Source organism: Brevibacillus sp. BC25 (assembly GCF_000282075.1).
Classification (GTDB): Bacteria; Bacillota; Bacilli; order Brevibacillales; family Brevibacillaceae; genus Brevibacillus.
On the sequence record NZ_AKIX01000032.1, the window covers coordinates 12,825 to 27,141 of the forward strand.

The 14,317-nt window shown below is 46.4% G+C and carries 15 protein-coding genes and 1 tRNA gene; 14 read left to right on the plus strand and 2 right to left on the minus strand.

Going from position 1 to position 14,317, the window contains the following annotated elements; translation table 11 throughout:
- Window positions 1-54: 54 nt before the first annotated feature.
- Window positions 55-1,071 carry an ABC transporter substrate-binding protein gene (locus tag PMI05_RS09685; RefSeq protein WP_007720459.1) on the minus strand — a complete coding sequence of 339 codons (1,017 nt, stop codon included), beginning with the start codon at window positions 1,069-1,071 and terminating at the stop codon, window positions 55-57.
- 265 nt (window positions 1,072-1,336) lie between these two features.
- On the opposite strand from PMI05_RS09685, the gene PMI05_RS09690 reads away from it, so the two are divergent.
- The 6 genes from PMI05_RS09690 (at window position 1,337) to PMI05_RS09720 (ending at window position 6,254) form a co-directional block, all read left to right on the plus strand.
- On the plus strand, window positions 1,337-2,353 hold the full coding sequence (locus tag PMI05_RS09690; RefSeq protein ID WP_007720462.1) for an iron ABC transporter permease: 1,017 nt from the start codon (window positions 1,337-1,339) through the stop codon (window positions 2,351-2,353).
- Window positions 2,346-3,386, plus strand: coding sequence for an iron chelate uptake ABC transporter family permease subunit (locus tag PMI05_RS09695; protein ID WP_007720463.1), 1,041 nt, complete (start codon window positions 2,346-2,348; stop codon window positions 3,384-3,386). Before PMI05_RS09690 ends, PMI05_RS09695 begins: the two co-directional genes overlap by 8 nt.
- 370 nt (window positions 3,387-3,756) lie before the next feature.
- The gene (locus PMI05_RS09700) at window positions 3,757-4,236 is read left to right on the plus strand and encodes a hypothetical protein (protein WP_007720466.1); all 480 of its coding nucleotides are present in this window, start codon (window positions 3,757-3,759) and stop codon (window positions 4,234-4,236) included.
- Between the two features lie 42 nt (window positions 4,237-4,278).
- Window positions 4,279-4,761, plus strand: a complete 483-nt coding sequence (locus tag PMI05_RS09705; protein ID WP_007720468.1) for a hypothetical protein — start codon at window positions 4,279-4,281, stop codon at window positions 4,759-4,761.
- 39 nt (window positions 4,762-4,800) lie between these two features.
- Entirely contained in the window at window positions 4,801-5,280 is a 480-nt protein-coding gene (locus PMI05_RS09710; RefSeq protein WP_007720470.1) for a hypothetical protein, read from the plus strand.
- A gap of 677 nt (window positions 5,281-5,957) precedes the next feature.
- A complete protein-coding gene (locus PMI05_RS09720) occupies window positions 5,958-6,254 on the plus strand; it encodes a hypothetical protein (protein ID WP_039960527.1) in 297 nt (98 codons plus the stop codon).
- Between the two features lie 59 nt (window positions 6,255-6,313).
- Here the strand turns inward: PMI05_RS09720 and PMI05_RS09725 are convergent.
- Window positions 6,314-6,388 (minus strand) — tRNA-Arg (locus PMI05_RS09725).
- A 126-nt stretch (window positions 6,389-6,514) separates the two neighbouring features.
- Here PMI05_RS09725 and PMI05_RS29925 point away from each other — a divergent pair.
- The 8 genes from PMI05_RS29925 to PMI05_RS09765 all read left to right on the plus strand — a co-directional run.
- On the plus strand, window positions 6,515-6,937 hold the full coding sequence (locus PMI05_RS29925) for an iron chelate uptake ABC transporter family permease subunit (RefSeq protein WP_157230880.1): 423 nt from the start codon (window positions 6,515-6,517) through the stop codon (window positions 6,935-6,937).
- A 323-nt stretch (window positions 6,938-7,260) separates the two neighbouring features.
- A complete protein-coding gene (gene rpoN, locus PMI05_RS09735) occupies window positions 7,261-8,634 on the plus strand; it encodes an RNA polymerase factor sigma-54 (protein WP_007720474.1) in 1,374 nt (457 codons plus the stop codon).
- The gene (locus PMI05_RS09740; RefSeq protein ID WP_007720476.1) at window positions 8,634-8,912 is read left to right on the plus strand and encodes a glutaredoxin family protein; all 279 of its coding nucleotides are present in this window, start codon (window positions 8,634-8,636) and stop codon (window positions 8,910-8,912) included. Before rpoN ends, PMI05_RS09740 begins: the two co-directional genes overlap by 1 nt.
- Before the next feature lie 167 nt (window positions 8,913-9,079).
- The gene (locus PMI05_RS09745; RefSeq protein WP_039960529.1) at window positions 9,080-10,105 is read left to right on the plus strand and encodes a sugar-binding transcriptional regulator; all 1,026 of its coding nucleotides are present in this window, start codon (window positions 9,080-9,082) and stop codon (window positions 10,103-10,105) included.
- Window positions 10,106-10,123: 18 nt separating this feature from the next.
- Window positions 10,124-11,488: a Na+/H+ antiporter NhaC family protein gene (locus PMI05_RS09750; protein WP_007720482.1), complete on the plus strand. Its 1,365-nt coding sequence runs from the start codon at window positions 10,124-10,126 to the stop codon at window positions 11,486-11,488.
- Window positions 11,489-11,507: 19 nt separating this feature from the next.
- Window positions 11,508-12,512 (plus strand): type I glyceraldehyde-3-phosphate dehydrogenase, encoded by a 1,005-nt coding sequence (gap, locus tag PMI05_RS09755; protein ID WP_007720484.1) that lies wholly within the window; start codon window positions 11,508-11,510, stop codon window positions 12,510-12,512.
- Window positions 12,513-12,611: 99 nt separating this feature from the next.
- Complete coding sequence (pgk, locus tag PMI05_RS09760; protein WP_007720486.1) at window positions 12,612-13,796, plus strand: phosphoglycerate kinase; 1,185 nt, start codon at window positions 12,612-12,614, stop codon at window positions 13,794-13,796.
- A 21-nt stretch (window positions 13,797-13,817) separates the two neighbouring features.
- On the plus strand, window positions 13,818-14,317 hold a 500-nt coding region (locus tag PMI05_RS09765), incomplete at its 3' end, for a triose-phosphate isomerase (protein ID WP_007720487.1).

Consider the following 14,317-nt stretch of genomic DNA (forward strand, 5'->3'; position numbering starts at 1 on the left):
GAGTGGTTATCTCAACCACTCCTGCTTTTTTGACGGTATCGGAAAGTATATAGCCTACAGTTTGGAGAAGCGTTCTACGATGTCATCAACAAGCAGTTCCGCAGAAAGGATACCGCCGCCTACATTCCAGATCACTTCGTTAACTTGGAATGCCTTATTGTTTTTCGCGACATTCAGTTTTTGATAGAGCGGATCTTTCATCCATTCCTCGGTGTATTTATTGGCAGATCCATCACCGGAATAATCGCCGACCCAGTAAAACATGACGTCGCCATCCATTTCAGCCATGAGCTCTTTTGGAATGTCTTTTTTGAACTCATCGATGTCTTGGGAGGCTGGTCGAGCAAAGCCGAGCTGGCTCAGAACAACGCCAGAGAAAGTGTCTTTCAAGTAAAGACGAGTTTTGCCAGCTACGAAACGAACGACAGAGACTTTCATCTTCGCCTTGTCACCCAGTTTTCCTTTTGCATCCTCAATCTTCTTATCGAAATCAGCCATTAGTTTGTCGCCTTCAGCCTTTTTATTCAACGCTTCGGAGTAAAGGGCAAAGTTGATTTTCCATCTGCCTACGAGATCCTCAGAGAACACGGTTGGGGCAATCGTGGAAAGCTGAGCGTATACTTTTTCTTGCCCTTGGCGTCCTTTTGTTCCCAGAATCAGATCTGGCTTCAGGCTGGCGATCAGTTCAACGTTTGGTTGGTTCTCGTCACCCAAATCAACTGCATCCTTCATTTTTTCTTTAATATGTGGATGCCATGGATCACCAGGTTTACCGAGACCACTCATGACAGCCCCAACTGGCGTAATCCCTAATGCGAGAACAGCCTCTGTGCTTTCACTGGTAAGAGCGACGACACGTTGCGGAGTCCCTTTTATTTTTGTTGACCCCATAAAGTGTTTTACTTCTCTCTCTTCAGACGCTGACGGTGCAGGCGCTGGTGTAGTTGTTGATGCAGCTGGAGTAGAAGAAGATGAGCTAGATGAAGACGTTGCCTGTCCCCCGCAACCTGTTACGAGCATGACAGCGGAAAGCATCGCCCCGAGCATCAAACGCAGGGAAGTTTTGCGCATGATGGAAAATCCCCCTTTTAACTGATAATGATTATCATTTTTCTTCACTACTGTATATGCTTATATAACAATGTGTCAATATATTTTTTGGAATGAAAGGAAAACTATAGATATTTTTGTGCTGAATTTTCCAATAGCGATAATAAAAATCAATATCATTGACTAGCCCTATCCGCAAGCTTAGACTGATTAGTGGGAGAAACTTACATACATATGTAGCGAATAGACAGAATAGGTAGAATGCAACGGAAAGAAGGGAACAGGCGTGAATGTGATTTTGTCCAGCCGACTGCAAAAGACTACTGTACTCATAGTAGGACTCGTCGTCCTGGCAGTCGTGATGGTAGCTAGTATCCTTTTCGGAATCAATCGGTATTCGCTCACTACTGCAGTAGAGGCATACACCCAATTTTCCGGTTCAGAGGAACATTTGATTATTACGACTTCCCGAATGCCGCGTACACTGACAGCGGTAGCGGTGGGAAGCAGCCTCGCTGTAGCAGGTGTTTTGTTGCAGGCGTTGACTCGCAACCCTTTGGCTTCACCATCTCTTATCGGTGTGAACGCTGGGGCTGCAGCAGCTATTGTGACGACGATTGCTGTTTTTGGCTCGCAATTCCCAATGTCGCAAATGATGTGGGCAGGCTTTATCGGGGCGGGTGTGACGGCTCTGCTTGTATACGGGTTGGCTTCCGCTGGGCGGGGAGGCATGACTCCGATCAAGCTGACACTTTCGGGTGCAGCGGTTGCCGCTTTCGCTTCGTCTGTGACTTCTCTATTTATGCTGCTACAAGAAAAGACGATGACAGAGGCCTTTTACTGGTTAGTTGGTTCTGTAGAGGGAAGACAGCTCGATCATTTTTTTATGATCATTCCTTATTTGCTAGTAGGCTGGTTAGGCGCTATGCTACTGACCGGCTCGTTAAACTTGATGGTACTCGGTGATGATGTAGCGATTGGCCTGGGCCAAAAGATTATCTTGGTAAAAGCTACAGCGATATTGCTCGTGGTGCTCTTGGCAGGTGGGAGTGTCGCGCTCGCCGGACCGATTGCATTTGTGGGCATCATCATACCGCATCTTTGTCGTTTTTTAGTCGGCCTTGATCATCGCTGGTTGGTTCCCTATTCGATTGTCTTCGGCGGAGCTTTTCTCGTTTGCGCTGATTTGCTTTCTCGCCTTGTTTTGATGCCTATGCGTTTGGAAGTACCAGTAGGCGTAGCAACTGCCATGATCGGAGTGGCTTTTATCATCCCGCTGGTCAGGGGGAGGGCGTATGCATAGACATGTAGTCATTCGGACCAAAAAGCCAGCGCTCTCGTTTCATGTTAATAAGCGGGCGTTAGGAATTAATTTCATACTATTTTTGCTGTTAGCTGTTGTGATTGTATTGAGTATTGGCTTAGGAAGCTTGCATATTCCTGTATGGGAAGTCATCAAAGCTTTTGTGGGAGCGGGCAGTGAACAGAATGAATTAATCGTGCTTGATTGGCGGTTGCCTCGCGTTGTCGTTTCAGTTATGGTGGGGGCTTCCCTAGCGGTATCGGGGGCCATCTTACAGTCTTTGGTGCGAAATCCGTTAGCTTCGCCTGATTTGATCGGGACTACAGCGGGAGCGACGGCAGCAGCAGTAGCATTTATCACATTCGCAAAAGATGTAAGTGTGCAATGGATGCCATTGGTGGCCTTGGTTGGTGGATTGTTAACCGCTACGCTTACGTATCTCACTGCGTGGAAGGAGGGAGTCTCACCTTTTCGCCTCGCGCTTGTCGGTGTATGTATCTCAGCGGGTATGGGGGCATTAACGATCTTTTTCCTGGTGATCACCCAAACTCACAAAGCCTCAAACGCTCTCGGGTGGATGACTGGAACGGTGTACGGTATGTCTTGGGTAAATGTCATGACGTTGCTTCCATGGACCGTTTTGTTTCTCGGCGCTACGATTTTCCAAATCCGTTATTTGAATGCCCAGGAGCTCGGTGATGATATCGCCAAAGGCATTGGTGTAGCGATTGATAAAAAAAGATTGCTCTTGATCGCTATCAGTGTGGCGCTGGCAGGTGCTGCGGTCGGTGTGGCAGGAGGAATCAGTTTTATCGGTTTGATGGCTCCACACATTGCTCGCAGGCTAGTTGGCTCTGCGTATGGCTACTTACTACCGGCTTCCGCCGTTTTGGGCGGGATGCTAGTCGTCTTGGCTGATTTGATTGGGAGAACGGTGTTTTTACCGCATGATTTGCCAGCTGGGATTTTTACCGCAGCGATTGGAGCGCCGTTTTTTGTGTATCTTTTGTATAAAACGAGGAATTATCAGTAGGGAATTGAAGTTGGTTATCTATTGTTGAGGGAAAGCCCCGGAGGAAAGTAATGCTCCAGGGCTTTTTTGTATTCACCATTCAGCAATTTATTACAAAATATTACAAAAATAGAATTTACAAAACGGATTAAACATGGTAAATATTAGTATAGTTTACAATTATGATAATCTATGTAACTAATCGTGAAAGGCTTTCTTGTGCATGGTCCTCCAAATATAAGAGGAATAGCAAAAATCGATAAATGTCGAGTTTATTCATGCTTAATCACCAAATTTTTGCAAAAATTTACAAAACTAATATTTACAATAAAGTTATAAAATGGTAAAAAATAATAGTACCTACTATCACAGCTTTTGGAGGGATTTATTCGTGAAAAAAATCGTAGCAAGTTTATTGAGCCTGTCACTCGTATTATCTGCTTCTGTATCTGCACTGGCAGCGGAACCTGTAAAAATCTCGAAATCATCTCAAAAAGCTGCGGCGGCAAACGATCCTTATGAGCCAAATGACGATCTCCCATTTGCTTCATTTGCTAATTCAAACGTTTCCTATTCAGCAGAGATTGGCCATAACAAAGATGTCGATTGGTTTAAATTTTACGCGAAACCAGGGACACTCCAATTCGCTCTTAGTAGCTTAACATCCGAAAAAGGGAACATTCGGGTTAATATCATGCATGAAAGTGATCTATCAGGGACTCCTTATAAAGCTCAAGATGGGAGGTTGAGCTTTACAAAAGATCTTACAAAAGAGGGCATTTACTATATTATGATTTTTGATTACGCTGCATATGATTCAAAGCCAATTAAACCAATCCCTTATGCATTTAAAGCTATTTATAACCAATAAAATCTCAGACTATTGCTACTAATGTACTCGGAGGGATAATTCATGAAAAAATTCGTTGCTAGTTTATTGACTCTGACAGTAGCATTGTCATTGTCCGCGTCTGCACTTGCTGTGGAGCCTGCAAAGAATGTGAAAGCTTCTCAGAAAGCTGCTGCTTCGGTGACCGATCCGTACGAACCAAATGATAGTGTTGAATACGCTCCATATATTAATTCGAACGTTTCATACACAGCTGCAATTAATCACTATAGAGATGTTGATTATTTTAATTTTTACGCAAAACCAGGAAAGTTTAATCTTGCATTTAGCACCTTGTCATCAAATTCTGAGCCGATAACAATCTTGGTGAAGAAGCCAACGGGAGCGATTCTAAATAGAGTTGTTACCAAAGGTAATACATCTTTTTCAGTAGATATCCCGGAAGAAGGCCAGTACAGCATTTATCTGGGGACGCCAAATGCAGTATTAGATAATAGACAAATAGAACCAATCCCATATTCTTTCAAAGCGATTTTTAATCAATAAAATCACAAATTATTCCTACTGATATTCGGAGGTATTATCATGAAAAAAGTCGTAGCTAGCTTATTGACTCTGACAATGGCATTATCACTCTCTGTATCTGGATTTGCAGCAGAACCTACAAAAAATGTTAATGCTTCTCAGAAAACTGCTTCCACAAATGATCCATATGAACCCAATGATGATCCAGCGTTTGCTACTTATATCAATTCGAATGTTACCTATAATGGTGTGATTTCTCACAACAAAGATTTTGACTGGTTTAATTTTTATGCGAAACCGGGTGAATTCAAATTCGCATTAAGTAAATTATCTTCACCGCCGGGTGAATTCCATATCATGGTAATTAAACAAGGCGGTGGGGTAGTCCACACTTATTGGTCTAAACCAGGGAATATTAACTTCACATTTGATATTCCAGAAGAAGGAAATTATAGTATCAACATTAATAGCGCTAAAAAATTTGAATCAACCCCAATTGTCCCAGCATCCTACGCATTCAAAGCCATTTTTAATCAGTAAGGATCAACTGGCTACTTGTAGACTATACAGGGTAGCGCAACTCTCCATTCTTTTTCAAAAATAGATCTTTAACGAAAAAATGCAGCCCATTCTCCTTTAGGAGGCGGGCTGCATTTCATTACATAGAATGTGTGACAATAAGGGTGAAGCTTATCATCGATCTTTGTGCATAGTAGTGGAGGCTCTCCTGTTGATGATCGTTCTCTGGGTTTGCCCTGTTTGGAAAACGCTCTTGAATAGAAAAGTCGACGCTCCGAAAAATGATCTGTCTCACTTTCCTGTCTCCACTGCAAATGTTCTCTATTAAGGAAGGGGGAGTGTGCTTCTGCCACATTTCGAAAAAAGCTATGAGCATATCTTCATTCAGCGCGCTCTCTTCGGCTATTATCCTCCAGTAAATCGCATACTGAACGCACAAAAATCCATATAAGATTTCGTCTTTCTCCTCGTAATTCGATAAAAGGTTTGTCTGGCAAGCCCTGCTTTTCGTGTGATTTCGGTAATAGAGATGTGGGAGTATTGCGTTTTTTCCATGAGTTGAAGCAGAGCAAGAGTGATCTATTCTTTTGACGGTTGTGCTCGATGTCTTGGTTGAGATTCAGATGTGACACATCCTTGTTTTTGTCCTGTCTATTATAAACAAAACTTTGCAGGGGTCATTTTCGATAAGCTAGGCTTTGCGCGTCCAGCGGAGCAAAACAAGGTGGAGTTTTCCAAAGATATCGCAAAAAGAACAGATCAATGTACTGGACGGGGATGTATTCTTTTACTTCACCTCTGACCGTAATGGGGATACCGGAGCTTCCAAGACTGCACAAGAATGGTTAAGTGATCCGCTCGCGAAGAACATGAAGGTGTTACAGACAGGCCGTACGTATCAAGTAAACGAAGCCATCTGGAATACGGCTGGGGGAATCCTGGCAGCGAACTTGATGGTGAAGGATCTCGAGAAGATCTTTGCGGATATCAACTAAATAGAAGAGATAGACAAATAAAAAAGGCTGGAAGCATCCAGCCTTTTGGTTAGCAATTATGGTACGCCTGAAGGGAATCGAACCCCCGCACATGGTTCCGGAGACCATTGCTCTATCCACTGAGCTACAGGCGTATAGTGTTTTTTAATGACACTATTTCATTATATGACAGCGATCAGGCAAAATGCAAACGAAAAAACTTGATTTTAGTGGATTTTTTCATGAATATGAACTCGGTCCATATCTAAATGGGCAGCAGCATGAGAGAAGGGGATAGAAGGTGCAAATGGTCTGTACTGATTATGGGAATCGTGATTCTTGAGCTGGCCATGACGGCAAGCGTACTGTATGGCTTGCAAAACTTCCCTCTATCAACAGCTATTGAGGCGTATACTCAGTTCGATGGGAGCACGGAGCATCTGATTATTAAGGATACGAGGGTATCTCGGGCAGTTACGGCTGCATTTGTCGGAGGGAGCCTGGCTGTAACGGGAGTTCTTCTACAAGCACTCACCCGCAACCCATTAGCTTCCCCTTCTGTTTTGGGAATCAATTCTGGAGCAGCCCTGTTCATTGTGATTGCCATTAGTGTGGCGTTGGCAGCGGCGGCAGTTGGGATTGTAGGAGGAATAGGCTTTGTTGGCTTGATGGCTCCGCATATGACACGCAAGCTAATTGGTTAAGGCTACAGTCGTTTGCTCCCTGCCTCCGCTATACTGGTGGCCTTTTCGTTTTAGTGGCTGATTTGGTCGCACGGACGCTGTTTGTCCCACTGGATGTGCCTATTGGCGTGTTTACAGCAGTGGGTAGGAGCGCCATTTTTTATTATGATGCTTTATCGCAACCGTCAAGGATAGGAAAAGCCTCCTAAAGTGACCCTGACCACAAGGGTCACTTTTTTGTGCTGCTGTATCATAATTTGGCAGGAAAATTGCATGAGAGAACGAATATAATGAAAATAAAGAGTCATCGAGCAGCATGAGCAAGTGCGAAGGAGGCGAGCTTCATGAACATGGGATTGGGGTTATTTCAAGAACAAACACTGAAATTAGTGATGACGCCGGAATTACGCCAAGCGATTACCATATTGCAGTATTCAGCCATTGATCTCATCTCCTATTTACAGGATCAGGCCAATGAAAATCCTGTTTTCGACCTTGAAGTGGCTGGAGAAGCGGCTTCTGCAAAAGCAGAGAAACCAGCTCCTGAGATTGACTGGAAAGAAATTGTAGGCAATCGCGCGACAGGTGAGTACGGTTCGGTAAAAAATGAAAGCACTTACAATCCACTGGATTACGTCCAGCAAAGTGCGGAGACGCTGTACGAACATCTAGAGAGTCAACTCGGCTATGTAAAAGGATTCTCGTCGCTGCAAAAACAGATCGCTCTCTTTTTGATCGGGAATCTGGATGAGAAGGGGTATTTGGAAATTACCCTGGAGGAAGCGAGTGCGCGCCTGGGTGCTGAAATGCTGGAGATTGAAGACGTGTTGTCCGTTTTGCAGCATTTTGATCCAGTAGGTGTAGCTTCACGCAGCCTGGAAGAATGTCTTTTGCTGCAGCTCGAGCATTTGGCACTCGATGATGAAAAGATCGTGCAGGTCGTTCGCAATCATCTGCAAGATTTGGCGGACAATCGCTATCAGCGGATCGCAGACAAAATCGGATGTACACCGCAAGAGGTACAGGCGATGGCAGACCTGATCCGTACGCTGAATCCGCGTCCAGGGGCGGCCTTTTCCTCAGTAGAGACAAGATATGTCATTCCAGATGTGACAGTAGAGAAGGTCGGGAATGATTATGTGGTATTGGTTAATGATGTTGCTGCACCGCGGCTGAAAATCAACAGCTTTTATGAAAAAATGCTGAGCCAGCAAAAAAGTCAAGATGAAGCCAAGCAGTTCATTCACGATAAGCTGAATGCCGCCATGTGGCTGGCAAAAAGTCTAGAGCAGCGCCGCCTGACGCTCATGCGTGTAACACAGGCCATCCTCGATATGCAACGGGAGTTTTTTGATCGGGGGATTCATTATTTAAAGCCCATGACACAAAAGGAAATAGCAGAGCGGGTCGGCCTGCACGAATCGACGATCAGCCGGGCAACCAGCAACAAATACGTCCAGACACCGCGCGGAATTTTTGAGCTGAAGTATTTCTTTACATCAGCACTCTCTACTTCCAGCGGGGAAACAACTTCTTCTGAGAGTGTTAAGCGCAGAATCAAAGCACTGATTGAGCAAGAAGATCGGAAGTCTCCGTTATCTGATCAAAAGCTGGGTGAGATGCTACTTACAGAGGGGATTGAAATTTCCCGCCGCACGGTTGCCAAGTACCGGGAAGAAATGCTGATCCCATCGTCGGCTAAACGAAAGAGGTTTTAATGGAAATGAATGAAAAAACGTTTGAAATGGTCTTGTACGGACGAAATAAATGTCATTTGTGCGACGAGGTGGAGCTCTACATCCGCAATCTGGCGGAGGAGTTCCCCCTTCGTATGCGCATGGTTGATATTGAAAGTGATCCGGTCTTGCATGAAGAAATGATGTTTGTCATTCCAGTAGTCGAGATTGATGGAGAAATCGTATTTCGTTCCATTACACATGTGGTGACACTCGAGGAGCTGCGAAACGAATTACATAGACGTGCCGCTCGGTCATGAGTGGCACTTTCTTGTATGGGTTCGTAGGAACTTGCAAGATATTGTTAAATATGATACATTCAAGTTGTAGCAAGTGATCTTTTTTTTGCACCGAGTGGGACATAAAATGTATATACAGGGACATAATGCGTCCCGATCAACAATTTGTAACCAAGGAAGAAGGCAATATGCGACGTTTACTGGAACTGCAACAAAAATTGTTGCCTGACTTGATTCAGGTTTTGCGTCAGCGGTACATGTTGCTCCGATCTATCTATCATTTGCAGCCGATTGGCAGAAGAGGTCTAGCTCAAGCCATGGATACCACTGAACGTATTTTGCGGGCAGAAGTGGAACTGCTAAAAGAGACGGGGCTCCTTCATGTAACGGCTGCGGGAATGAGCCTGAGTGAGGAAGGACAACAAGTCTTGGACGACATGGAGCCTCTCGTCGGAGAGCTATTCGGCCTTACTGACTTGGCGGAGCGACTGCGAAAAAAGCTGGGCATATCAGAAGTCATTGTGGTGCAGGGCAATGCAGACCAATCGCCTTGGGTAAAGGAAGAGCTCGGACGGGTAGGGGCAAGGATTCTCAAACAGGTCGTGCAAGAAGGAGACATTGTAGCGGTAACAGGTGGTTCTTCCATCGCCAGCGTAGCAAGTCATCTGACGCCTTCTGCTTCGTTCAAAAACGTTCAGTTTGTCCCTGCTCGCGGTGGACTGGGAGAACGCGTAGAGCTGCAAGCAAATACGCTCGCTTCCGCCATGGCAGCGAAAACAGGTGCTTCTTATCGGCTTCTTCACGTACCGGATCGCCTCCATCCAGAAGCCTTGCAGACATTGGTCAAAGAGCCGCAAGTACAAGATGTGCTGTCACTCTTGGGCGAAACTCGAATCGTTTTGCATGGAATCGGGGATGCCGTCACGATGGCGAGAAGGCGGAATTATTCGGAGGAAGAACTCGCAGAATTAGTGGAGACGGGTGCTGTATCAGAAGCATTCGGCTACTACTTTAATGAAGCGGGAGAAACGGTCCACAGAATGCCGACAATTGGTTTACAGCTAGAGGAAGTGCACAAGGCAGAAACTGTGCTCTCCATTGCGGGGGGCGAAAGCAAGGCAAAAGCGATTCTTTCCTTTGCTAAGCAATCGTGTCAGAATGTACTCATTACGGACGAAGGAGCAGCTTACACGCTGTTGTCCACACGATTGTAACGGAAGGAAGTCGGTCGCATGTCTATCACATCGGTAACACCCATCTTGGCAATGATCGCTGGCATCATTTTGAGCCTATCGCTCGGTTTTCCGATTGCATGGGGGATTGTTTTTGCGATCTTGGTCACACTTGTTAGTGTAAAAAGATTGGGTTATCCGTGGAAGCAGCAGTTCGTGTTTGGCTGGGAAGGTGTCCAAAAGGCAAAGCCCGTCCTAACGATTCTGTTTTTAGTAGGACTCTTGATTCCGCTATTAATGATGGGAGGAACTATTCCCGCCATCATTTACTACGGATTATCGATTGTGAATGTCGAGTATTTGTTCGTTCTCTCTTTTCTGTTGACCGCAGGGGTCAGTTATTTACTGGGTACATCAATCGGTACGCTGAGTACGATTGGGCTGTCCCTGATGGGCATTGCCCACGCAGCAGGGATATCACCTGCAATCGTAGGAGGTGCGCTCATCTCTGGAGCGATGGTGGGAGAACGCTTCTCACCGATATCCAGCAGTCGATTACTGGTGCTTTCCAATGTAGGTATGACAGAAGAGCAGGAAAGAAAAATACGGCGTCCTGCTTTGCTTACGGTAGCGATTTGCGCGTTCCTTTTCCTGATCCTTGATCTGTTTCGACCTCAGGCGAACTCGACGGATACCATTCAAATGTACCAAGAGCTGTTAGTCAGTCATTTTTCTGTACATTGGCTGCTCATGCTGCCTCTCGTCGTGTTAATTGCCTCTTTTGCACTGAGAGTAAAAGCAGTGAAAGCATTGCTTTTCGGTATCGGAGCCAGTGCGATTCTAGTCGGGATCAATGGGAAGTTGGATGTGAAGACGTTTTTTACATCAATGCTATATGGATTTGAGCTTCATTCAGGAACGCCGCTGGATCAACTGGTCCATGGGGGCGGGATGTTCGCCATCTTCAGTGTTCTGGCGTTAATCATTCTCGCAGGCTTTTTAAACGGCATTTTGAACAGAGCCAATTTATTAACCCCCATCGTAGACAAAATGATGGGTCATACAAAAAATAAGACGGTGTTGGTAGCGAAGGCAGCGGCATTGTCGTTGTTAGTGGTCATCATTAGCTGTAATCAAACCATTCCGATTCTGGTTCTCGGCTCGACTCTTCTCGGGAGGTTCTCCCAATGGGAGGGAGGGCCCGAGCTGTTGGGCAAGACGATGCTGGACTCCACAGTTGTCATGCCTGTACTGATCCCATGGAACGGACTATCGATGATGATGGCACTCACGTTAGGTGTTTCGACGATCCAGACATTACCCTTTGTGTTTTTTCCAATCTTATTACCGATTGTTACGATATTATCGACCCGCTGGTTTTCGCCAGAGGGCAGGTTTCTCGCGATGAAGAATAAAGCTAGCTAATGAGCAGGAGGTATACATTATGGTAAAAGTAGGTATTAACGGATTTGGTCGTATTGGTCGTAACGTATTTCGTGCAGCACTGAACAATCCGAATGTAGAAATCGTGGCGGTCAATGACCTGACAGATGCACACACACTGGCTCACCTTTTGAAATATGACACTGTTCATGGTGTTTTGAACGTGAGCGTTGAAGCTTCCGAAAACACGCTCATCGTTGACGGCAAAGAGATCAAGGTATTGGCAGAGCGCGACCCAGCTCAACTCAAGTGGGCAGATTATGGTGTTGAAATCGTAGTGGAATCGACTGGACGCTTCACGAAGCGCGAAGATGCAGCGAAGCACTTGGAAGGTGGCGCGAAAAAAGTCATCATCTCTGCTCCAGCTACAAATGAAGACATTACAGTCGTAATCGGTGTAAACGAAGACAAGTACGATCCAGCACAACACACTGTGATCTCCAACGCGTCCTGCACAACGAACTGCTTGGCGCCATATGCGAAGGTCCTCAATGAAAAATTCGGTATCGTGCGCGGATTGATGACAACCGTTCACTCTTACACCAATGACCAACAAATTCTCGACCTGCCGCACAAAGATTTGCGCCGTGCCCGTGCAGCTGCGGAGAACATCATTCCAACCTCTACAGGAGCGGCAAAAGCGGTAGCACTCGTACTGCCGGAGCTGAAAGGCAAGCTGAATGGTTTCGCAATGCGCGTACCAACTCCAAACGTATCCGTAGTGGACTTGGTAGTTGAGTTGAAGACAGACGCAACTGTTGAAGAAATCAACAACGCTCTGAAGGAAGCGGCAGAAGGCCCACTCAAAGGCATTCTCGGCTACTCCGAAGAGCCGCTCGTATCGTCTGATTACAATGGAAACCCTGCATCCTCCACAATCGATGCTTTGTCTACAATGGTACTGGAAGGAAACATGGTGAAAGTCGTTTCCTGGTACGATAACGAGTGGGGTTACTCCAATCGTGTCGTAGACTTGTGTCATTATGTTGCACAGCGCGGCTTCTAACACGTAAAATAGAACTGTTGTGGATAAAAAGGGAGAGCAATCTCCCTTTTCCCATATCTTTTTTCCGAATAAAAAGCCAATGATTTGGGAGGATCGTTCATGAACAAGAAATCTATCCGCGATGTTGAGCTGGCAGGCAAGCGCGTATTCTGCCGTGTCGACTTTAACGTGCCGATGCAGGACGGGGTAATCACCGACGATACACGCATTCGTGCTGCTGTACCAACCATCCGTTTCATGATGGAGGCAGGGGCCAAAGTAATCCTGGCGAGCCATTTTGGGCGTCCTAAAGGCCAAGTAGTGGAAGCGATGCGTCTTACTCCTGTCGCAGCCCATCTGTCCTCGCTCTTGGGTAAGGACGTGCTTAAGCTGGAGGATTGCCATGGTGCTGACGTAGAAGCGGCAGTAGAACGGATGGAGTCTGGCGACGTCATCCTTTTGGAAAACGTGCGCTTCCATGCGGGAGAAGAAAAGAACGATCCAGAACTGGCAAAAAGCTTTGCTGCCTTGGCTGATCTGTTTGTCAATGATGCATTCGGAACAGCTCACCGGGCACATGCTTCTACAGCGGGAATCGCTGAGTACATACCAGCAGTTGCGGGCTTGTTGATGGAAAAGGAGATTCGCTTCATGGGCGGAGCCTTGTCCAATCCAGAGCGTCCGTTTACAGCGATTGTCGGCGGTGCAAAAGTAAAAGATAAGATTGCTGTCATTGAAAATTTGTTGACCAAAGTCGATCATCTGATTATTGGTGGCGGTATGGCGAATACATTCCTCAAAGCACAGGGTTATGGCATTGGGGCTTCTCTGTGTGAAGACGACAAGCTCGATCTCGCACGTACGTTGATGGATCAGGCAAAAGAGCGCGGCGTTCAATTGCTGATGCCAGTTGATGTTGTCGTAGCTGACCGTTTTGCGGCAGATGCAGAAAAGCAGGTCATGGCAATTGATGCAATCCCAGACGGCTGGATGGCACTCGATATCGGGCCAAAAACAGTGGAGCAGTATCATAGCGTCATCGTAGAATCCAAAACAGTGGTGTGGAACGGTCCGATGGGCGTATTTGAAATGGATGCTTTTGCAGGCGGCACGATTGGCGTAGCCAAGGCGATGGCAGCATGCAGCGGAACGACCATCATCGGTGGCGGTGATTCCGTAGCAGCTGTGGAGAAAGCAGGCGTAGCCGAGCAGATGACACACATCTCTACAGGCGGCGGAGCGTCCCTGGAATTCATGGAAGGCAAGGAACTGCCAGGCGTAGCTGTGTTGGCAGATAACAAATAAGAGCGAAGAGGGGGAGTTTGCATGCGAACACCAATTATCGCGGGGAACTGGAAGATGTTCAAAACGATGGCCGAGGCAAGAGCGTTTGCGCAGGAAGCCAAGGCAGGCAACAATACTTCCGGGGTACAAAAAGTCATTTGCGCACCTTTTACAGCGTTGGCTGTACTTAAGGAAGAGCTGGCGGGCACGGATATTGCCATCGGCGCACAAAACATGCATTTTGAAGAGCAGGGTGCTTATACAGGGGAAATCAGCGCGTCCATGCTCAAAGAAATCGGTGTGGAGTACGTGATCCTTGGTCACTCCGAGCGCCGTCAATATTTCAATGAGACAGATGAGACCGTGAACAAAAAGGTTGTAGCCGCATTAGCAGCAGGTCTCGTACCGATTGTGTGTGTAGGCGAGAGTCTGGAGCAACGGGAAGCGGGCGAGACAGCTGAAGTAGTCCGTACGCAGACAGAAGGTGCCTTTGCTGGAGTGGACGCTGCACAAGTGGCGGATACCGTTATTGCATACGAGCC

What these genes read in the sequence shown, in the direction of transcription:
- PMI05_RS09685 (WP_007720459.1), bottom strand. Translation starts at nt 1,071, where the DNA reads ATGCGCAAAACTTCCCTGCGTTTGATGCTCGGGGCGATGCTTTCCGCT.
- PMI05_RS09695 (WP_007720463.1), top strand. Translation starts at nt 2,346, where the DNA reads ATGCATAGACATGTAGTCATTCGGACCAAAAAGCCAGCGCTCTCGTTT.
- PMI05_RS09705 (WP_007720468.1), top strand. Translation starts at nt 4,279, where the DNA reads ATGAAAAAATTCGTTGCTAGTTTATTGACTCTGACAGTAGCATTGTCA.
- PMI05_RS09710 (WP_007720470.1), top strand. Translation starts at nt 4,801, where the DNA reads ATGAAAAAAGTCGTAGCTAGCTTATTGACTCTGACAATGGCATTATCA.
- PMI05_RS29925 (WP_157230880.1), top strand. Translation starts at nt 6,515, where the DNA reads ATGAGAGAAGGGGATAGAAGGTGCAAATGGTCTGTACTGATTATGGGA.
- rpoN (WP_007720474.1), top strand. Translation starts at nt 7,261, where the DNA reads ATGAACATGGGATTGGGGTTATTTCAAGAACAAACACTGAAATTAGTG.
- PMI05_RS09740 (WP_007720476.1), top strand. Translation starts at nt 8,634, where the DNA reads ATGGAAATGAATGAAAAAACGTTTGAAATGGTCTTGTACGGACGAAAT.
- PMI05_RS09745 (WP_039960529.1), top strand. Translation starts at nt 9,080, where the DNA reads ATGCGACGTTTACTGGAACTGCAACAAAAATTGTTGCCTGACTTGATT.
- PMI05_RS09750 (WP_007720482.1), top strand. Translation starts at nt 10,124, where the DNA reads ATGTCTATCACATCGGTAACACCCATCTTGGCAATGATCGCTGGCATC.
- gap (WP_007720484.1), top strand. Translation starts at nt 11,508, where the DNA reads ATGGTAAAAGTAGGTATTAACGGATTTGGTCGTATTGGTCGTAACGTA.
- pgk (WP_007720486.1), top strand. Translation starts at nt 12,612, where the DNA reads ATGAACAAGAAATCTATCCGCGATGTTGAGCTGGCAGGCAAGCGCGTA.